14 protein-coding genes are annotated in these 20,408 nt (G+C 71.1%); 8 read left to right on the forward strand and 6 right to left on the reverse strand.

All coding sequences use genetic code 11. The annotated features are described in order from the left end of the window. The first annotated feature begins 4 nt into the window (after positions 1–4). Positions 5–1,741, forward strand: a complete 1,737-nt coding sequence (locus tag OHA17_RS26800; protein ID WP_406508696.1) for an acyl-CoA dehydrogenase — start codon at positions 5–7, stop codon at positions 1,739–1,741. Beyond that, complete coding sequence (locus OHA17_RS26805) at positions 1,738–2,574, forward strand: 4'-phosphopantetheinyl transferase family protein (protein WP_398871717.1); 837 nt, start codon at positions 1,738–1,740, stop codon at positions 2,572–2,574. The genes OHA17_RS26800 and OHA17_RS26805 overlap by 4 nt, the downstream gene beginning before the upstream one ends. Before the next feature lie 184 nt (positions 2,575–2,758). Here the strand turns inward: OHA17_RS26805 and rpsT are convergent, their stop codons facing one another. Then, positions 2,759–3,025, reverse strand: coding sequence for a 30S ribosomal protein S20 (gene rpsT, locus OHA17_RS26810; RefSeq protein ID WP_053726104.1), 267 nt, complete (start codon positions 3,023–3,025; stop codon positions 2,759–2,761). A gap of 224 nt (positions 3,026–3,249) precedes the next feature. Between rpsT and lepA the strand changes: the two genes are divergently transcribed. Both lepA and OHA17_RS26820 read left to right on the forward strand, forming a co-directional pair. Next, complete coding sequence (gene lepA, locus OHA17_RS26815; RefSeq protein WP_406508697.1) at positions 3,250–5,115, forward strand: translation elongation factor 4; 1,866 nt, start codon at positions 3,250–3,252, stop codon at positions 5,113–5,115. Between the two features lie 235 nt (positions 5,116–5,350). After that, positions 5,351–7,234, forward strand: coding sequence for an AMP-dependent synthetase/ligase (locus OHA17_RS26820; protein WP_406508698.1), 1,884 nt, complete (start codon positions 5,351–5,353; stop codon positions 7,232–7,234). A 9-nt stretch (positions 7,235–7,243) separates the two neighbouring features. Here the strand turns inward: OHA17_RS26820 and OHA17_RS26825 are convergent, their stop codons facing one another. Both OHA17_RS26825 and OHA17_RS26830 read right to left on the reverse strand, forming a co-directional pair. Next, a complete protein-coding gene (locus OHA17_RS26825) occupies positions 7,244–7,831 on the reverse strand; it encodes a two-component system response regulator (protein ID WP_406508699.1) in 588 nt (195 codons plus the stop codon). An 11-nt stretch (positions 7,832–7,842) separates the two neighbouring features. Continuing rightward, positions 7,843–11,919, reverse strand: coding sequence for a HAMP domain-containing protein (locus tag OHA17_RS26830; protein WP_406510821.1), 4,077 nt, complete (start codon positions 11,917–11,919; stop codon positions 7,843–7,845). Between the two features lie 209 nt (positions 11,920–12,128). Here OHA17_RS26830 and OHA17_RS26835 point away from each other — a divergent pair, with 209 nt between their 5' ends. Next, positions 12,129–14,042 (forward strand): SpoIIE family protein phosphatase, encoded by a 1,914-nt coding sequence (locus OHA17_RS26835; RefSeq protein ID WP_406508700.1) that lies wholly within the window; start codon positions 12,129–12,131, stop codon positions 14,040–14,042. A gap of 51 nt (positions 14,043–14,093) precedes the next feature. Here OHA17_RS26835 and OHA17_RS26840 read toward each other — a convergent pair whose 3' ends face one another. Then, positions 14,094–14,612 (reverse strand): hypothetical protein, encoded by a 519-nt coding sequence (locus OHA17_RS26840; RefSeq protein WP_406508701.1) that lies wholly within the window; start codon positions 14,610–14,612, stop codon positions 14,094–14,096. A 339-nt stretch (positions 14,613–14,951) separates the two neighbouring features. On the opposite strand from OHA17_RS26840, the gene hemW reads away from it, so the two are divergent. Continuing rightward, positions 14,952–16,184 (forward strand): radical SAM family heme chaperone HemW, encoded by a 1,233-nt coding sequence (gene hemW / locus OHA17_RS26845; protein ID WP_406508702.1) that lies wholly within the window; start codon positions 14,952–14,954, stop codon positions 16,182–16,184. A 195-nt stretch (positions 16,185–16,379) separates the two neighbouring features. Here hemW and OHA17_RS26850 read toward each other — a convergent pair whose 3' ends face one another. Next, the gene (locus tag OHA17_RS26850) at positions 16,380–17,198 is read right to left on the reverse strand and encodes a DUF3097 domain-containing protein (protein WP_406508703.1); all 819 of its coding nucleotides are present in this window, start codon (positions 17,196–17,198) and stop codon (positions 16,380–16,382) included. An 83-nt stretch (positions 17,199–17,281) separates the two neighbouring features. After that, positions 17,282–18,004, reverse strand: a complete 723-nt coding sequence (locus tag OHA17_RS26855; RefSeq protein ID WP_053726097.1) for an MBL fold metallo-hydrolase — start codon at positions 18,002–18,004, stop codon at positions 17,282–17,284. Positions 18,005–18,159: 155 nt separating this feature from the next. On the opposite strand from OHA17_RS26855, the gene hrcA reads away from it, so the two are divergent. Together hrcA and dnaJ are read left to right on the forward strand one after the other, a co-directional pair. Next, on the forward strand, positions 18,160–19,179 hold the full coding sequence (gene hrcA / locus OHA17_RS26860; RefSeq protein ID WP_053726096.1) for a heat-inducible transcriptional repressor HrcA: 1,020 nt from the start codon (positions 18,160–18,162) through the stop codon (positions 19,177–19,179). Continuing rightward, positions 19,180–20,319 carry a molecular chaperone DnaJ gene (gene dnaJ, locus OHA17_RS26865; RefSeq protein ID WP_406508704.1) on the forward strand — a complete coding sequence of 380 codons (1,140 nt, stop codon included), beginning with the start codon at positions 19,180–19,182 and terminating at the stop codon, positions 20,317–20,319. Positions 20,320–20,408: the final 89 nt, after the last annotated feature.

The following is a 20,408-nucleotide window of genomic DNA, read 5'->3' on the forward strand; positions in this document are numbered from 1 at the left end:
GTCCATGCCCATCGCCGCCGTCCGGGCCGCCGCCGACCCGGACGTACGCCACCGGGCCGAGCGGCTCGAATTCCGCTTCGGTGACCCCTGCGACCCGGCCAACCCGCTGGGCTTCAGGGCCCTGCTCGCAGCCGACGGAGACAGCGAACTCCTGGGCGCTGCCGAGGAGTTGCTCGACCAGGAGGGCTTCGGCGCCGAGCTGGTGCCCCTCGCGCTCGGCGGCCGGCTGTGCGACGCCGACCAGCTGATGCGAATGCTCCGGCCGGTCTTCCGCCGCGACGTCGCGCTCGCCTTCGGCTACGGCATCACCTCGCTGTTCGCGGCGGCCCCGGTGTTCGCCGCCGGGTCGCCGCGGCAGCGCGAGAGCGTGGCCCGGCTGCTCGTGGCGGGCGGCCGGGCGGCCATCGTGCACCGCTCGCTCGCCCACGGCACCGCCATGCTGCGCGGCGAACTCACCGCCATGGAGTACTCCGGCGGCTTCGTCCTGGACGGCCGCAAGGACGTCGTCATCAACGCCGAACGCGCGGGCGCCGTCGTCGCCTACGTCCGCACCGACCCCGCGCCGGGACCCGCCTCGCACTCGGTGTTCCTGCTCGACCCGGCCCAACTCCCGCCGGACGGCGTCCAGTTGCTCAAGCGACAGCCGACCACGGGCATGCGCGGCTGCCGCTTCGCCGGGTACGAGTTCGACGCGTGCGAGGTGCCGGGCGACGCACTGGTCGGCGAACTGGGCGCGGGCGTACGCCTTTCCCTGCGTACGTTCCAGCTCAACCGCACCCTCATCACCGGCGCCGTCATCGCCTCCGTCGACACGGTGCTGCGCGCCGCGGTGCGAGCCGCGCTCACCGGGGAAACCCTCGGCAGGCGCCAACGCGGCGTCCTGGCCGGGGTGTTCGCCGATCTGCTCGCGGGCGACGCCATGGCCACCGCCGTGCTGCGCGCCCTGTCCCTGCTGCCCGGGGCGGCCCATCTGGCCGCCGCCGAACTCAAGTACCTCGTACCGGACCTGCTCAGGGACGACCTGGAGGAGCTCGCCACCGTGCTCGGGGCCGGCGGCTACAGCCGCGACACCGATCAGGGCATGCTCACCAAGCTCCTGCGCGACCTGCCCGCCGCGGGGCTCGGCCACGCCGGGACCGCCTCCTGCCAGGCCGTGGTCATCCCCCAACTCCCCATCCTCGCGCGGCACTTCTGGGGCCAGGAGGCCGAACCGCCCGCCGCCCTGTTCCGCGGCACCGAACCCGTACCGCACCTCGACATCGGCGGCCTGGAAGTCGCGGGCGGCGGGGACTTCCTGGCCGCCTCCCTCACCGCGTCCGCCGCCCGCCTCGCCGGATCGGCGGCCACCGGACCGTACGGCGAAGTGCTCCGGACGATGGCCGCCGCCTTCCACGCCGACCTGCTCGCCGTGCGCGAGGCCTGCCTCCTGATCGAGCCCGGCGACCGGGCCGCGCTCGCGAGCCCCGCCACCGCCGCCCTCGCCGACCGGCACTCCGTCCTTGTCGCGGCCGGCGCCGCCCTCGCCGTGTGGGAGCGCCACCGGCACACCACCGGCTTCCTCGCCGACCCCGCCTGGCTGGTGCTCGCCCTGCACCGCTATGGGCGCAGGCTCGGCCTCACCCTTCCTCCGCTGCCGCCGGACTGCGTCGACCGGGTCGCGGAGGAGCTGCTGGCGCGCTTTCGGGCCGGCCGCAGTTTCGATCTTCACGACGCGCCTCTGGCGGAAGCAGGTACCCCATGAGCCCCCTCACAAGGACGGGCATCGCCGAACCCCTTCTGATGCCGGGACCGGACAGCCCATGGAGCCGGGTGCGGCAGTCCATGGCCTGGCACGGCCATGTCGTCGTCCACGCGAACTGGCGGGACTGGCTGCCCGCGGCCATCGCCGACCCCCAGCTGCGCCCCCTGCTCGGCGCCCGCGACTGGCAGCGCCTCAACAACCTCGCCGACCCCGAGGCCCGCGACCGCTTCGCCGCCTCCCGACTCCTGGTGAAGTACACCGCCGGCGCCGCCCTGCAGACCCCGCCCGAGACCGTCGAGCTCGCCTCCAAGGCGGGCGGGCGCCCCTATCTGCGCGGCTGCGACCAGATCGAGGTCAGCCTCAGCCACACCCGGGACCTCCTGGTGGTGGGCCTGAACCGGCGCGGCCGGGTCGGCGTCGACACCGAGCTCGCCGACCGCCGCATCCAGTACTCCGCGGTCCAGCGCCACCTGTGCACCCCCGCCGAGCGCCGCTGGCTCGGCGCCCTCGACGAGACCGAACGGCAGCGCCGCCTGGTGCGCACCTGGACGCTGAAGGAGGCGTACACCAAGGCGCTCGGGCAGGGCATGCGGATGGGCTTCACCCAGTTCGGCTTCGACGCCGAGGCCACCACGCTGCTCACCCCGCAGGGCGAGCCCGCCTCGCACGGCGAGTGGGCGTTCGACACCTTCGAGCTCGACGGCGGCTATCTGGTCGGGGTGGCCTGCCATGACGCGGGACTGCGCGACGAGGGCGACACCGCCGTCTCCACCATGCTCGACGAGGGCTTCCTCGGCGAGGTCGTCGACCTGGTCGGCCGCGTCCACCACTGATCCCGGGCAGCACGAAGGCCCCGTTTCCTCCTGGGGAAGGAGGGAACGGGGCCTTCGGGTTACTTATGGCTAGCGCCGCGCCCGCGTGGCGAACGCGTCCGCGCGCGGCACTGGGGTGCCGTCGGGGAGCGGTAGAGGGGCCGCTTGGTCCCGTCGGGCGGGTCGATCAGATGAAGCGGGGTGTTCAGCCCTGGAGGCCGGCCACCTTGTGCGCCAGCGCCGACTTCTTGTTGGCGGCGGCGTTCTTGTGGATGACACCCTTCGAGACAGCCTTGTCGAGCTGACGCGAAGCGGCGCGGGTCGCGGCCGTGGCCTTCTCGACGTCGCCGGCGGCGACAGCCTCGTTGGCCTTGCGGATGAAGGTGCGCAGGGAGGACTTGACGGACTTGTTGCGCAGGCGCGCCTTCTCGTTCGTCTTGTTCCGCTTGATCTGGGACTTGATGTTCGCCACGAAAGAGCCTTTGCAGGTTCGATGATTCGATCTTAGGTCGGCCCCGCCGCCACAAGGGTGACGAGACACAGCTGTCCACGTTACCAGCCGCCCCCCGACCAGCCCAAACCGAGCACAGGCCCGCAGGCGTGGGACCATAGAGGCGCTACTTACGTATCGAACCGTCGTCGACCCGAGACGAGGCGCCGCGATTTGACCGCGGGCCTCAAGAATCAGGACCCTGCGTGCCCGCGACTCCTCCCAACGTGCCCGAGCCGAGCCGTACCGACCCGGCGCTGATCCGCAACTTCTGCATCATCGCGCACATCGACCACGGCAAGTCGACCCTTGCCGACCGGATGCTCCAGCTGACCGGCGTGGTCGACCAGCGGCAGATGCGCTCCCAGTACCTCGACCGCATGGACATCGAGCGCGAGCGCGGCATCACGATCAAGAGCCAGGCGGTCCGGCTGCCGTGGGCCCCCACCGAAGGCCCCGACCAGGGCCGGGCCCACATCCTGAACATGATCGACACCCCGGGCCACGTGGACTTCACGTACGAGGTGTCGCGCTCGCTGGCCGCCTGCGAGGGCACCGTCCTGCTTGTCGACGCTGCCCAGGGCATCGAGGCGCAGACGCTGGCCAACCTGTACCTGGCCATGGAGAACGAGCTCACCATCGTTCCCGTCCTCAACAAGATCGACCTGCCGGCCGCCCAGCCGGAGAAGTTCTCCGAGGAGCTCGCCAACCTCATCGGCTGCCAGCCGGAGGACGTGCTGAAGGTCTCGGCGAAGACCGGCGTCGGCGTGGACGCGCTCCTGAACCGCGTGGTCCGCGACGTGCCCGCCCCGGTCGGCGTCGCCGACGCGCCCGCCCGCGCCATGATCTTCGACTCGGTGTACGACTCCTACCGAGGCGTCGTCACCTACGTCCGTGTGGTGGACGGCCAGCTCAACAAGCGCGAGCGCATCCGCATGATGTCGACCGGCGCCACCCACGAGCTCCTTGAGATCGGCGTCTCGTCCCCCGAGATGACCCCGGCCGACGGCATCGGCGTCGGCGAGGTGGGCTACATCATCACCGGCGTGAAGGACGTCCGTCAGTCCAAGGTCGGTGACACCATCACCAGCCTGCACAACGGCGCCACCGAAGCGCTCGGCGGCTACAAGGACCCGAAGCCGATGGTCTTCTCCGGTCTGTATCCGCTGGACGGCTCGGACTACCCGGACCTGCGCGAGGCCCTCGACAAGCTCCAGCTCAACGACGCCGCCCTGGTGTACGAGCCGGAGACCTCCGCGGCGCTCGGCTTCGGCTTCCGCGTCGGCTTCCTCGGCCTGCTGCACCTGGACGTGATCCGCGAGCGCCTGGAGCGCGAGTTCAACCTCGACCTGATCGCGACCGCGCCGAACGTGGTCTACCGGGTCGTCCTTGAGGACGGCAAGGAGGTCACGGTCACCAACCCGAGCGAGTTCCCCGAGGGCAAGATCTCGGACGTGTACGAGCCGGTCGTGCGGGCCACGATCCTCGCCCCGTCGGAGTTCATCGGCTCGATCATGGAGCTGTGCCAGACCCGCCGCGGCACCCTGCTCGGCATGGACTACCTCTCCGAGGACCGGGTCGAGATCCGCTACACCCTGCCGCTCGCGGAGATCGTCTTCGACTTCTTCGACCAGCTGAAGTCCAAGACGCGCGGCTACGCCTCGCTCGACTACGAGCCCACCGGCGAGCAGGCCGCCAGCCTGGTCAAGGTCGACATCCTGCTGCACGGCGACAAGGTCGACGCCTTCTCCGCCGTCTGCCACAAGGACGCGGCGTACGCCTACGGCGTGCGGCTCGTCGGCAAGCTGCGCGAGCTCATCCCGCGCCAGGCCTTCGAGGTGCCCATCCAGGCAGCCATCGGCTCCCGGGTCATCGCCCGCGAGACGATCCGCGCCATCCGCAAGGACGTCCTCGCCAAGTGCTACGGCGGCGACATCTCCCGTAAGCGGAAGCTGCTCGAAAAGCAGAAGGAGGGCAAGAAGCGGATGAAGATGGTGGGCTCCGTGGAGGTCCCCCAGGAGGCCTTCATCGCGGTGCTCTCCAGCGACGAGTCGGGCGGCAAGAAGAAGTAGTACGCCCTCGATCACCGGCTCTTCGCACCACCGCCACAACGGACCCCCGCGCCTTCGCGCGGGGGTCCGTTCGTTATGAAACCACTCTCCGTTGCCTCTTACGCGCCGGGCGACGGCGCTCTACTCTGATCACGGCCCGATGGTTACTCGCCAGTTAAACAAGCGTCGGACAGCCAGAGCACCCGGAGAACCAACCAGTCGCGCAGCCTTGCCGCAGGCCAGCCCGGAGGACGTCGTGAGCGACACACAGACCTTGATCGAGAATCGGCCGCCGTCCGTGGCGACCCTCTTCGTCCAGCGCGTGGACGCCACGCCCGACGCGGAGGCCTACCGCTACCCCGTACCGGGTGCGGGGCAGGCCCCCGACGAGTGGAAGTCGCTCAGCTGGGCCCAGGCCGCCGAGCGGGTCTACGCGATCGCCGCGGGCCTGGCCGACCTCGGGGTGCGCGGCGAGGAGCGGGTCGCGCTCGCCTCCGCCACCCGCGTCGAGTGGATCCTGGCCGACCTCGGGGTGATGTGCGCGGGCGCCGCCACGACCACGATCTACCCCTCCACCAACGCCGAGGAGTCGGCGTTCATCCTGGCCGACTCCGAGAGCCGGGTCCTGATCGCCGAGGACGCGGCCCAGCTGGCCAAGGCCCGCGAGCGCCGCGCCGAGCTGCCGAACCTGCGGCACGTCGTGGTCATCGACCCGGCCGGCGCGGAGGCGGCCGAGGGCGACCCGGAGGGCTGGGTGCTCAGCCTCGCCGAGCTTGAGGCGCGCGGCGCCGCCCTCCTGGAGAAGAGCCCCGAGGCGGTCAGGGAGCGGATCGCGGCCATCACCGCCGACCAGCTCGCCACCCTCATCTACACCTCCGGCACCACCGGCAAGCCCAAGGGCGTACGGCTGCCGCACGACAACTGGTCGTACATGGCCAAGGCGATCGCCGCGACCGGCCTCGTGACCGGCGAGGACGTGCAGTACCTGTGGCTGCCGCTCGCGCACGTCTTCGGCAAGGTGCTCACCTCGGGCCAGATCGAGGTCGGGCACGTGACCGCCGTCGACGGCCGCATCGACAAGATCATCGAGAATCTGCCGGTCGTCCAGCCGACCTACATGGCCGCGGTGCCCCGCATCTTCGAGAAGGTCTACAACGGCGTCGCGGGCAAGGCCCGCGAGGGCGGCGGGGCCAAGTACAAGATCTTCCAGTGGGCGGCCGGGGTGGCCCGCGAGTACGCGAAGGCCAGCCAGGACACCTTCCGCCGCACCGGCCGGCCCGGCGCGCCCTTCGCACTCTCGGCCAAGCACAAGGTCGCCGACGCGCTCGTCTACAGCAAGATCCGCGAGGCGTTCGGCGGCCGGCTGCGGGCCTGTGTCTCCGGCTCGGCCGCGCTCGCGCCCGAGATCGGCTTCTTCTTCGCCGGCGCCGGCATCCACATCCTGGAGGGCTACGGCCTCACCGAGTCCTCGGCCGCCTCCTTCGTCAACCCGGGCGAGGCCTACCGCACCGGCACCGTGGGCAAGCCGCTGCCCGGCACCGAGGTGCGGATCGCGGACGACGGCGAGATCCTGCTGCGCGGCCCCGGCATCATGCAGGGCTACCACGGGCTGCCCGAGAAGACCGCCGAGGTCCTGGAGTCCGACGGCTGGTTCCACACCGGCGACATCGGCGAGCTGTCCGCCGACGGCTACCTGCGCATCACCGACCGCAAGAAGGACCTGATCAAGACGTCGGGCGGCAAGTACATCGCGCCCGCCGAGGTCGAGGGCCAGTTCAAGGCGGTCTGCCCGTTCGTCTCCAACATCCTGGTGCACGGCGCCGACCGGAACTTCTGCACCGCGCTGATCTCCCTCGACGAGCCCACCATCCTCGGCTGGGCCAAGGAGCAGGGCATCCAGGGCACGTACGCAGAGATCGTGGCGGACCCGAGGACGGTGGAGCTGGTCGACGGCTACGTCAAGCGCCTCAACGAGGGCCTCCAGCGCTGGCAGACGATCAAGAAGTTCCGGCTGCTCCCGCGCGATCTCGATGTGGAGCACGGCGAGCTGACGCCCAGCCTCAAGCTGAAGCGGCCGGTCGTCGAGCGCCAGTACCGAGCCCTGATCGACGAGATGTACGCGGGCTCCCGCGAGGCCTGACCGTTCGGTTCACGTAATGCTGCGGGCCCGTCTGAGGGCCCGCAGGGCGTCCTCCAGGCGAGCCATCTGGTGGCCCAGCTCCGGCACTTCGGCGAGCCCGCCCCGAGCCAGCTCGTCCTCGATCGCGCCGAGCCGCTCGGCGATCAGGTCGAGCTGCTTCTGCTCGTCCGCCAGCATCCGCTCCAACTGCCGGTTCTTGCGGTGCAGTTCGAGGAAAACGTTTACCTTGGCGCGCAGCACCCAGGGGTCGAAGGGCTTGGTCAGGAAGTCCGCCGCGCCCGTGGCGTACCCGCGGAACGCGTAGCCGTTGTCGCCGTCCGTGCCGGTCAGGAAGATGATCGGCACGTCCTTCGTCTGGTCGAGCCGCTTGATGTTGGACGCCGTCTCGAAGCCGTCCATGCCGGGCATCCGCACGTCGAGCAGCACCACCGCGAACTTCCGCCGCAGCAAAGCCTTCATCGCCTCCTCACCCGAACGCGCCCTGACCAGCGGCTCGTTGAGGGAGCCGAGAACGGCCTCCAGGGCGATCAGGTTGTCCTCCATGTCGTCGACGAGGAGGATGCTCGCCCTCTCTCCGGGTGGTGTCTCTGTGCTCATGCCAGATCGCCTTACGCGCTCGGTGGTGCGGCCGCGGACTCCCCGGAGTCGCTCGGCTGCTCCAGGAAGGACGGGATGATGCCGTCAGCCTCCTCCCGCTGGCCCTCCGGGTCCAGCAGGGCGCAGACGACACCGAGGAGCAGGTCCACGTCCACGGGCTTGGGTACGTACTCGTTGGCGCCCTGGGCGATCGACTTCTCCCGGTCGCCGGGCATCGCCTTCGCGGTGAGCGCGACGATCGGCAGATCGGTCCACAGCGGGCTGCGCCGGATCGCCTCGATCGTCTCGTAGCCGTCCATCTCGGGCATCATGATGTCCATCAGGATGAGCTCGATGTCGGGGTTGCGCTCCAGGGTCTCGATGCCCTCCCGCCCGTTCTCCGCGTACAGGACCGGCATGCCGACCCGGCCGAGCACATGGGTGAGCGCGAACACGTTGCGGATGTCGTCGTCGACGATCAACACCCGTCGCCCGGGCAGGACTTGACCGGGCCGGCCCCGCTTCCACTCCTCCAGCTTGTTGGCGGTGGGCCAGCCGTCGTCCTGGTCGGGCAGCAGCAGGTGCTCGTCGGAGAGCCGGTCGGAGGTGTCGAGGGTGAGCTCGGGGCCCTGCTGCTCGGCCTCGCTGGGCACGTGACCCGGGTAGAGGACGGGGACGTACAGGGTGAAGGTGGAGCCGCGGCCCGGCTCGCTCTCGGCGATGATGCGCCCGCCGAGCAGCCCGGCGATCTCGCGGCTGATGGACAGGCCGAGGCCGGTGCCGCCGTACTTGCGGTTGGTGGTGCCGTCGGCCTGCTGGAACGCCTCGAAGATCACCGGGAGCTTCTCCGGCGCGATGCCGATGCCGGTGTCCCGTACGGCGAAGGCGATCAGGTCGTCTGCGCCGTGCAGCACCCCGTTCTCCGGGTCCTTGATGCGGCTGACGCGCAGTTCGACGCGGCCCGAGGAGGTGAACTTGATCGCGTTGGACAGCAGGTTGCGCAGGATCTGCTGGAGGCGCTGCTCGTCGGAGTACATCTCGCGCGGCACGTCCTCGCCCACCGCCACGTCGAAGGCGAGGCCGCGGTCGAGCGTGATGGGGCGGAAGGTGGCGTGGACGTAGTCGAGGACCTTGATGAGGGGGAGCTTCTTGGGGCGTACGTCCATGCGGCCCGCCTCGATCTTCGACAGGTCCAGGATGTCGTTGATCAGCTGGAGGAGGTCGGAGCCCGAGCGGTGGATCGTCGTGGCGAACTGCACTTCCTGGTCGGACAGATGGGCGTCCGGGTTGTCGGAGAGCAGCCGGGCGAGGATGAGCAGAGAGTTGAGCGGGGTGCGCAGCTCGTGCGACATGTTCGCCAGGAACTCCGACTTGTACTGGGAGCTGGTCGCCAACAGGGCGGCCTTTTCCTCCAGTTCGGCGTTGGATCGCTGCAACTCGGCCTGCTGGCGCTGGAGTTCGTCCGAGCGCTCCTGGAGCTGGACGGCGAGCCGCTGGGACTCGCTCAGGAGCGACTCGGTGCGGGAGTTGGCGATGATGGTGTTGATCGCGACGCCGATGGTGTTCACGAACTGGTCGAAGAAGGCCAGGTGGACATCGGAGAAGCGGGAGAAGGAGGCCAGCTCGATCACGCCGAGCAGCTTGTCCTCGAAGAGGATCGGGATGATGACGACGCTGGCGGGCGAGGCCTCGCCGAGCCCCGAGTTGATCTTGATGTAGTCCGGCGGGGCCTCTTCGAGCAGGATCCGCTTCTTCTCCAGGGCCGCCTGCCGGACCAGGCCGTGGCCCGGCATGCCGGTCGTGTCCACGGTCGCGCCCTGCGCGGAGCCGTACCCGGCGATGAAGGCGAGCCCCTTGGAGGTGCTGGTGGTACGGGACGGGGTGCCGTCGCCGTCCGGGTCCGCCAGGAAGAACGCGCCGTACTGGGCGTTCACCAGCGGGGTCAGCTCGCGCAGGATCAGGTCGGCGACCTCCATCAGGTCGCGGTGGCCCTGCATGAGCCCGGCCAGGCGCGCCAGGTTGGACTCCAGCCAGTCCTTGGCCCGGGTCGTCTCGCGCAGGTTGGACACCATCAGGTTGATGTTGTCCTTCAGCTCGGAGACCTCGCCCCGGGTCTCCACGGTGATCGAGCGGGACATGTCGCCCTGGGCGACGGCCGAGGCGACCTCGGCGATCGCGCGGACCTGGGTGGTGAGGTTCAGGGCGAGCTCGTTGACGTTGGTCGTCAGGCGCTTCCACGTCCCGTACACGCCCTCGACCCGCGCCTGGCCGCCGAGCTGGCCCTCGGAGCCCACCTCGCGGGCCACCCGGGTGACCTCGGAGGAGAACGAGGACAGCGTGTCCACCATGGTGTTGATGGTGGTCTTCAGCTCCAGGATCTCGCCGCGCGCGTCCACGTCGATCTTCTTCGACAGGTCGCCCTGGGCCACCGCCGTGGCGACCTGGGCGATGTTGCGTACCTGGGACGTCAGGTTGTCCGCCATGTAGTTGACGTTGTCGGTGAGGTCCTTCCACACGCCGGACACGCCGAGCACCTGGGCGCGCCCGCCGAGCCGGCCGTCCGTGCCGACCTCGCGGGCCACGCGGGTGACCTCGTCGGCGAAGGCGCGCAGCTGCTCCACCATCGTGTTGACGGTGTCCTTCAGCTCCAGGATCTCGCCCCGGGCATCGACGGTGATCTTCTTCGACAGGTCGCCGTTGGCGACGGCGGTGGTGACCTGGGCGATGTTGCGTACCTGGGACGTCAGGTTGGACGCCATGAAGTTGACGTTGTCGGTGAGGTCCTTCCAGACCCCGGACACGCCCCGCACCTGCGCCTGACCGCCGAGGTTGCCTTCCGTGCCGACCTCGCGGGCGACGCGGGTGACTTCGTCGGCGAAGGCGGAGAGCTGGTCGACCATGGTGTTGATGGTCGACTTGAGCTCCAGGATCTCGCCCTTCGCCTCCACCGTGATCTTCTTGCCGAGGTCGCCCTGGGCGACGGCGGTCGACACGAGGGCGATGTTGCGTACCTGCGAGGTCAGGTTGTCCGCCATGAAGTTGACGTTCTCGGTGAGGTCCTTCCAGACCCCGGACACCCCGCGCACCTGGGCGCGCCCGCCGAGGTTGCCTTCCGTGCCGACCTCGCGGGCGACGCGGGTGACTTCGTCGGCGAAGGCGGACAGCTGGTCCACCATGGTGTTGATGGTCGACTTGAGCTCCAGGATCTCGCCCTGCGCGTCGACGGTGATCTTCTGGGACAGGTCGCCGTTGGCGACGGCGGTGGTGACCTGGGCGATGTTGCGCACTTGGGACGTCAGGTTGGACGCCATGAAGTTGACGTTGTCGGTGAGGTCCTTCCAGACCCCGGACACGCCCCGCACCTGTGCCCGGCCGCCCAGCTGACCCTCGGTGCCGACCTCGCGGGCCACGCGCGTGACCTCATCGGCGAAGGCGGACAGCTGGTCCACCATCGTGTTGACGGTCAGCTTCAGTTCGAGCAGCTCGCCGGTCGCCTCGACCGTGACCGTACGGGTCAGATCGCCGCGGGCCACCGCCGTGGTCACCGCCGCGATGTCGCGGACCTGCGCGGTCAGGCGCGAAGCCATGGTGTTCACGGCCTCGGTGACATCGCGCCAACTCCCGCTCAGGCCCTGCACCTTGGCGCGCCCGCCGAGCCGCCCCTCGGTGCCCACCTCGCGCGCGACCCGGGTCACCTCGCCGGTGAACAGCGACAGCTGGTCGACCATCTTGTTGACCGCCCGGCCGAGCCGGCGCAGATCGCCGCGCAGCTGCCGGTTGCCGTCGTGCAGATCGACGCGCTGGGTCAGATCGCCGCCCGCCACCGCGTCGAGGACCCGCGTCGCGTTCGCCGCCGGCACCACCAGGGCGTCGAGCAGGGTGTTCGCATGGCCGATGCCGGCGGTCCAGGTGCCCTGCCCGGGGCTGGCCGCGAGCCGCTCGTCGAGCCGCCCGTGCCGGACCACCTCGCGGCGCACCCGCATCAGCTCGTCGGTGAAGTGCTGATTGCGCACGGCCACTTGGTTGAAGAGCGCGGCCAGCTCGGCCGGCACCCCCTCGTGGACCTCCTGGAGCCGCACCCGGAAGTCGCCGTCGCGCAGGGCCGTCATCGCCGCGATGAGGGGACGGAGCTCCGAGGCGCGGACCCAGCCGCCCTCGTCCGGTGGCATAGCACTGTCTTTGTTCATGCAGGCCCACTTCGGTGACTCGGAGCTAATGGGCCCGCTCAGTCTGTCACTCTGTCGGTGTCGTGAGCGGCGCATTCGCGAGAACGGTCAGGAGCCGCACCGTGGGACCCTTTCCAGCGCAGCGGGGGAGCATGAACCGCCCGTATTCCCCGACCTCCTACGACCCGGCCGAGGCGGCACAGGTACGGTCCGCCGCGGCGAAACCCGGCGCCTGCCCGACCGCCCGCACCAGCCTGCCCGGCAACCCGCTCGCCCCCTGCGCCGCCCGGCGATTCATACGGGCCGCGCTCGCCGACTGGGCCGGGCTCGGCCCTCCGGTGTCAGGTCAACTACCGGAATTCTCCGACCAGTTCACGTACGACGCGACGATCCTCGTCAACGAGCTGGTCACCAACGCGGTCGTCCACGCGGGCACCACCGTCGACGTGCTGTGCCGTCTGGAGAGCGGCGACGGCCAGGAACCGGCGGCCCTCGTCATCGAAGTCTCCGACCACCATCCCTCCCGTGCGGTACGCAGCGAGCCGCACCGGGCCCGGGACGAGCACGCGGCGTACGAGTACGGGCGCGGCCTGCACGTCGTCGCCGCCCTCGCCGAATGCTGGGGTATCACCTACCGCAGCGGGCTCAAGACCGTCTGGGCCCGTCTCACCGTGGACGCCGACGAGCCGCCCGAGCCGCCCGGCGGCCTCCGGGACGAGCTCCTCCAACGCGGCCTGCGCGCCGCCGAGATCCTCGCCCCGGCCCCGCACCGCACCCCGCGCCGGCACGACCGCGACTGGGTCAACCGGGGCGCCCTCTCCTTCCTCGCCGAGGCCTCCGACCTCCTGGCCGGTCAGTTCGACGAGGACATGATCGCGGCCCTGGCCGGCCAGCTCCTGGTGCCCCGGCTCGCCGACTGGTGCGCGATCTGGCTCGACGAGGACGCGGGCGGCCCGCTCGCCGCGCCCCGCCTGGCCCGGGTCTGGCACGCGAAGGAAGCCGCCATGGAGCCGCTGCGGGCCGCCGTGGAGAAGGAGCCGCCCCGGCTGCCCGCCTCCGCCCGCGGCGGCCCGGTGCCGATGCCCTGGCCCCGCACGCCCGAGCTCGGCGCGGACGGCGCGGCGCTCGCCTACCGCCTGGTCGCGGGCGGCAGCGAAGTGGGCGTGCTGCTGCTCGGCCGGGCCGGCCTGTCGCGCATCCCCGACGAGGTCACCGGCCTGATCGAGGACTTCCTGCGCCGGGTGGCCCTCGCGATCGGCGCGGCCCGCCAGTACACCCGGCAGGCGACCATCAGCAGGGTGCTCCAGCGCGGCCTGCTGCCCACCCGGGTCGCCGAGATCCCCGGCATCGACAGTGCCTTCGTCTACGAGCCGAGCAACGAGGCGCTGGCGGGCGGCGACTTCTACGACGTCTTCCCCGGCGCCGACGGACGCTGGTGCTTCGCGCTCGGCGACGTCCAGGGCAGCGGCCCCGAGGCCGCCGTGGTGACCGGCCTCGCCCGGCCCTGGCTGCGGCTGCTCGCCCGCGAGGGGTACGCGGTGCACGAGGTGCTCGACCGGCTCAACCAGCTGCTCGTCGACGACGCCACCGAGGCGGCCGAGGCGGCGGTCCGCCTCGCGACCGCCGAGCCCGTGGGGGAGGCCGAAGGCCCGCAGGCCCGCTTCCTCTCCCTCCTGTACGGAGAGCTCGTGCCGGACGCCCGGGGAGTGCGCTGCACCCTGGCCAGCGCCGGACACCCGCTGCCCCTGCTCCTTCGGCCCGACGGCTCGGTCCGGGCGGCCGCCGTCCCGCAGGTCCTGCTCGGCGTGGTCGAGGGCGCCCGCTACGAGAGCGAGAGCCTGCGCCTGACCTCGGGCGACACCCTGCTGTGCGTGACCGACGGGGTGACCGAGCGGCGCTCGGGCCCGCGCATGTTCGACGACGCCGACGGGCTCGCCACGGAACTGTCCGGCTGCGTCGGCCTGACCGCCTCCGGGGTGGCCGGCCGGATCAAGCAGGCGGTGTACGACTTCGGCGAGGCCCCGCCCGCGGACGATCTCGCGCTCCTCGTCCTCCGGGCGAACTGACCCGGCCCGCCCGCCGGCGCCGGGCGGGCCGGACCCATCTCTCTCTTGCTCTCAGGCGCTGGCGGCGGCGGTGCAGGAGGCGTCGCCGCCGCAGTAGGTGATGTCCCAGTGGGTGCCCTCGTTGGCGTAGACGTTGCCGGCCGAGGAGCGCCAGCGGGTGGCGCCGTCGCTACGGGTGGCGATGTGCGTGAAGCTGTTGGTGACGTAGGAGTCGATGCAGCTGTTGCGCGAGATGTCGGCCTTGTAGCCGTTGTAGTGGCTGTACGTGCCGGCCGCGTGACCCACCTCGGTGCCGCCGGTGACGTTGATCGCGCACTTGCTCGCGGACTTGAGCGTCCTGAGCCCGTCGACGGTGGCCTGGTTGATCTGCTCGTACGAGGTGCAGGTGGAGTTGGAACGGGTGGTGCAGCCGCCGCTGGAGGAGTGGGTCACGCCCGCCGCCGACAGCTGGGAGGCGGCCGCGGACTGGCTGAGCTTGACGACGGCGGCGCTCGCCGTCCCGGACAGGGCGAGCACGGAGGCGGCGGCGAGGCTGCCGGAGACGAGAAGAGTTCGCTGACGGATCATCATGTGCGGTTGCCCTTCGGGTGGTTGGGGCCGGATGCCCTTCGATGGGTTGAGGGTGTGGCTGTTCCGCGGGACACGATGGCGTACGGGCGGGGCCGGGAGGGAGAGGGGGGACGTGAACAGTGCGGCGTTCTTTGGGGGCCGGTGGGGTGCGGCTCTGCTGGGGTGGGGTCGTCATTGGGGTGTGGACCGTGGGTGGCTGGTCGCGCAGTTCCCCGCGCCCCTGACAGGGCTGTTCTTGGCGGGGTGCCCGTGCGGGCATCTCCAGGCCGTCCGCGATGGAGAACGATCTCAGGGTCGGGGTGGGTCAAGGCAATGGCGGGGGTGGCGGACAATGGGGGCATGCCTTCCGTACTGCCCGATGGTGAGCCCATGCCCGAGGACGGGTCGCTGCCCCGCGCTGCCCTGGAAGGCGCCGGGGAGCGGCCGCTCGGCTTCTACCTGCACGTTCCGTACTGCGCGACGCGCTGCGGCTACTGCGATTTCAACACGTACACGGCGAGCGAGCTGGTGGGCAAGGGCGGCGTCCTCGCCTCCCGCGACAACTACGCGGACATGGTCGTCGAGGAGGTCCGCCTGGCCCGGAAGGTCCTCGGCGAGGACCCCCGCCCGGTGCGGACGGTGTTCGTGGGCGGCGGCACGCCCACACTGCTCGCGGCGGCCGACCTGGTGCGCATGCTGGCGGCGGTGCGGGACGAGTTCGGCCTGGCCGAGGACGCGGAGATCACGACCGAGGCGAACCCGGAGTCGGTGAACCCCGAGTACCTCGCGGAGCTGCGGGCCGGCGGCTTCAACCGGGTCTCCTTCGGCATGCAGAGCGCCCGGCAGCACGTCCTGAAGGTCCTCGACCGTACGCACACGCCGGGCCGGCCGGAGGCGTGCGTCGCGGAGGCCCGCGCGGCGGGCTTCGACCACGTCAACCTGGACCTGATCTACGGGACGCCGGGCGAGAGCGACGAGGACTGGCGGGCCTCGCTCGACGCGGCCGTCGGCGCGGGCCCCGACCACATCAGCGCGTACGCCCTGATCGTCGAGGAGGGCACGCAGCTCGCCCGCCGCATCCGGCGCGGCGAGGTGCCGATGACGGACGACGACGAGCACGCGGACCGGTACCTGATCGCGGACGAGGTCCTGGGCGCTGCGGGCTACTCCTGGTACGAGGTCTCGAACTGGGCCACGGCGCCCGCCGGCCGCTGCCTGCACAACGAGCTGTACTGGCGCGGGGCGGACTGGTGGGGGGCGGGTCCCGGCGCGCACAGCCACGTGGGCGGGGTGCGGTGGTGGAACGTGAAGCACCCGGGCGCGTACGCGGCGGCCCTGGCGTCCGGCCGCTCCCCCGGCGCGGGGCGGGAGGTGCTGTCTCCGGAGGACCGCAGGGTGGAACGCATCCTCCTGGAACTCCGCCTGCGCGAGGGCTGCCCGCTGACCCTGCTGCACCCGACGGGCCTGACGGCGGCCCGCCGCGCGGCGGAGGAGGGCCTCTTGGATGCGACATCCTTCACGGAGGGCCGGGCCGTGCTGACCCTGCGGGGTCGGCTGCTGGCGGATGCGGTGGTTCGGGACCTGGTGGACTGAGCGGCGCTGGGGGCTGCGGGTCTGATTGCGCAGTTCCCCGCGCCCCTAGCAGCGTCCATGCTGGCCAGCCCCGGAGCATTTCAGCCCGTCCGGCGTTTGAGGACGAGCGCCCTTCAGGCGCGAACGGGGTCTGGGGCAGAGCCCCAGGGTCCTTCACCCCCGGAGGGTCTCGGGAAGGGGCGGGGTGGGGAAAGCCTACGGGGCCGTCACGAAGTCGATCAGGTGCTCCACCGACCCCAGCAGCGACGGATCCAGGTCCTTGTACGACCGCACCCCCGACAGGATCCGCTGCCAAGCCGCCCCCGTGTTCTCGAGCCACCCCAGCGCCCGGCAGACCCCCGTCTTCCAGTCCTGCCCCCGCGGCACGACCGGCCACCCCGCAATCCCCACGGACGACGGCTTCACCGCCTCCCACACGTCGATGTACGGGTGCCCGACGACCAGTACGTCCGGATGCGTCACGGACGCCGCGATGCGGGACTCCTTCGAGCCCGGGACCAGGTGGTCGACCAGAACCCCCAGCCGCGCGTCCGGCCCGGGGGCGAACTCGGCGACGATCGCCGGAAGGTCGTCGATGCCCTCCAGGTACTCGACGACCACGCCCTCGATCCGGAGGTCGTCCCCCCACACCCGCTCCACGAGCTCCGCGTCGTGGCGCCCCTCGACATAGATCCGCCCCGCCCGCGCGACCCGGGCCCGCGCCCCCGGCACGGCCAGCGATCCCGAGGCCGTACGGGCGGCCCCCGCGGGGGCCGAAGCGGAGGGGCGTACGAGCGTGACGACCTTGCCCTCCAGGAGGAAGCCGCGGGGTGCGAGCGGGAAGACGCGGTGCTTGCCGAAGCGGTCCTCCAGGGTGACCGTCGGCCCCTCGGCCGTCTTCTCGCAGCGGATCACGGCTCCGCAGAATCCCGTGGAGACCTCCTCGACGACGAGGTCGACCTCGGCAGGCACCTCAGGAACGGGCGCCTGCTTCTTCTTCCAGGGCGGGGTGAGGTCAGGGCTGTAATTGCGCATGGGCTCATTATTCGGGTCGGCCGAGGGGGAAGGGGGTTGGCCCCCGAGGATGCGGCGCGGCCGGGGCCGGACCAGGACTCGGCCTACAACACCCCGAACCGCACCGCGAGTTGATCCCGCTGGGCCCGTACGAAGGCCGCGTCCACCACCGCCCCGTGCCCCGGCACGTACACCGCGTCCTCGCCGCCCAGCGAAAGGAGGCGGTCCAGGGCGGCCGGCCAGCGCGAGGTCACCGCGTCGGAGCCCGCCTGGGGCTCGCCCGACTCCTCGACCAGGTCGCCGCAGAAGACGATCTCGGGCGAGTCGCCGGTCGCGGGGACCAGGACCGCGAGGTCGTGGCCGCTGTGACCGGGCCCGACATTCGCAAGCAGTACCTGGCGGCCGCCCAGGTCCAGCGTCCACTCGCCGCACACCGCGTGGTGCGGCACGACAAGCAGGTCGGCCGCCTCGGCCGCGTCCTGGGCGGACACCCCCTGGCGGGCCGCGTCGTCGCGCAGCTCGTCGCGTCCCAGCGCCCGCTCGATGCCGACGGCCCCGTACACCTCGGCGCCGGAGAAGGCGGCCGTGCCCAGGACGTGGTCGAAGTGGGGGTGGCTGAGCGCGATATGGGTCACACGGCGGCCGAAGAGGGCCTCGGCCTGCGTCCGGAGTTCGGCGCCCTCGCGGAGCGTCGCGCCGGTGTCGTACAAGAGGAGCGAGCTCTCTCCGGCGACCAGCGCGGCCGTGGCGTCCCAGACCGGCAGGCGCCTGCGCCCGACCCCGTCGCCGAGGCGCTCCCAGCCGAACTCTTCCCAACTGACGTCCATGACGCGACGCTATCCGCAATCGAGGAGCGACGCCGCACGGTAGCGTGGTCGGCCGCCCTTGCTAGGGGCGTACCGGTCGGCCGTACACTGGCCGGGGGATTGCTGGCACTCGAACACAGTGAGTGCCAAACGGACGGCAACTGGAGGTGTGCGCGATGCTCAGTGAACGCAGGCTGGAGGTGCTGCGCGCCATCGTCCAGGACTATGTCGGCACCGAGGAGCCGGTCGGGTCCAAGGCCCTGACCGAGCGGCACGCCCTTGGCGTGTCCCCGGCGACCGTGCGCAACGACATGGCGGTTCTGGAGGAGGAGGGCTTCATCGCCCAGCCCCACACCAGCGCCGGCCGGATCCCGACCGACAAGGGCTACCGGCTCTTCGTCGACCGGCTCGCGGGCGTCAAGCCCCTGTCGTCGCCGGAGCGCCGGGCGATCCAGAACTTCCTGGACAGTGCGGTGGACCTGGACGACGTCGTGGCCCGTACGGTGCGGCTGCTCGCGCAGCTGACCCGGCAGGTGGCGGTCGTCCAGTACCCGTCGCTGACCCGGTCCACGGTGCGGCATGTGGAGCTTCTCTCACTCGCGGCGGCCCGGCTGATGCTGGTGCTGATCACGGACACCGGGCGGGTCGAGCAGCGCATGGTCGACTGCCCGGCGCCGTTCGGCGAGGCTTCGCTCGCGGACCTGCGGGCCCGGCTCAACGCACGGGTGGTGGGACGCCGCTTCGCGGACGTGCCGCAGCTGGTGCAGGACCTGCCGGAGTCCTTTGAACCGGAGGACCGAGGAACCGTTTCGACGGTCCTCGCCACCCTCCTCGAAACCCTGGTCGAAGAGACCGAGGAGCGGCTGATGATCGGCGGCACCGCCAATCTCACCCGCTTCGGACACGACTTCCCGCTGACCATCAGGCCGGTGCTGGAGGCGCTTGAGGAGCAGGTCGTGCTCCTCAAGCTGCTCGGCGAGGCCAAGGAATCGGGCATGACCGTACGCATCGGGCACGAGAACAACGCCCACGAAGGACTGAACTCCACGTCCGTCGTATCGGTCGGCTACGGTTCCGGCGGCGAGGCGGTCGCCAAACTCGGCGTGGTCGGACCGACCCGCATGGATTACCCCGGAACGATGGGAGCGGTACGCGCAGTGGCACGTTACGTCGGACAGATCCTGGCGGAGTCGTAAGTGGCCACGGACTACTACGCCGTACTCGGCGTGCGCCGCGACGCATCACAGGACGAGATCAAGAAGGCGTTCCGGCGCCTCGCACGCGAACTCCACCCGGATGTGAATCCGGACCCGAAGACGCAGGAGCGCTTCAAGGAGATCAACGCCGCGTACGAGGTCCTGTCGGACCCGCAGAAGAAGCAGGTCTACGACCTCGGTGGCGACCCGCTGTCGTCGTCGGGGGGCGGCGGCGGTGCCGGTGGCTTCGGCGCGGGCGGCTTCGGCAACTTCTCGGACATCATGGACGCCTTCTTCGGCACGGCATCCCAGCGCGGCCCGCGCTCGCGGACCCGCCGAGGCCAGGACGCCATGATCCGCCTGGAGATCGACCTCAACGAGGCGGCCTTCGGCACCACCAAGGAGATCCAGGTCGACACCGCCGTGGTGTGTACGACCTGTTCGGGCGAGGGGGCCGCCCCCGGCACCTCCGCGCAGACCTGTGACATGTGCCGCGGCCGCGGCGAGGTGTCCCAGGTCACCCGGTCCTTCCTGGGCCAGGTCATGACGTCGCGGCCCTGCCCCCAGTGCCAGGGCTTCGGCACCGTGGTCCCGACCCCGTGTCCGGAGTGCGCGGGCGACGGCCGCATCCGCTCGCGGCGCACCCTCACCGTGAAGATCCCGGCCGGTGTCGACAACGGCACCCGGATCCAGCTCGCGGGCGAGGGCGAGGTCGGCCCCGGCGGCGGCCCCGCCGGCGACCTGTACGTGGAGATCCACGAGCTGGCGCACGACGTGTTCCAGCGCCGCGGCGACGACCTGCACTGCACGGTCACCATCCCCATGACGGCGGCGTCGCTCGGCACGAAGGTGCCGCTCCAGACGCTCGACGGCATGGATGAGGTGGACATCCGCCCGGGCACCCAGTCCGGCCAGTCCATCCCGCTGCACGGGCGCGGCATCACGCACCTGCGCGGCGGCGGCCGAGGTGACCTCATCGTGCACGTCGAGGTCATGACCCCGAGCAAGCTGGACCCCGCGCAGGAGGACCTCCTGCGCCAGCTGGCCAAGCTCCGCGGCGAGGAACGCCCCACGGGCCAGTTCCAGCCGGGGCAGCAGGGCCTGTTCTCCCGCCTGAAGGACGCGTTCAACGGGCGTTGAGCCGTGAGGGGGGGGCTCCGGGGGTGACCCCCGGAGCCCCTTTTTCTTTTGGAGCTGCGCCCCAAACCCCCGAGGCCTTCGGTCCGCGG

This window comes from Streptomyces sp. NBC_00212, assembly GCF_045206365.1.
Lineage (GTDB): Bacteria > Actinomycetota > Actinomycetes > Streptomycetales > Streptomycetaceae > Streptomyces.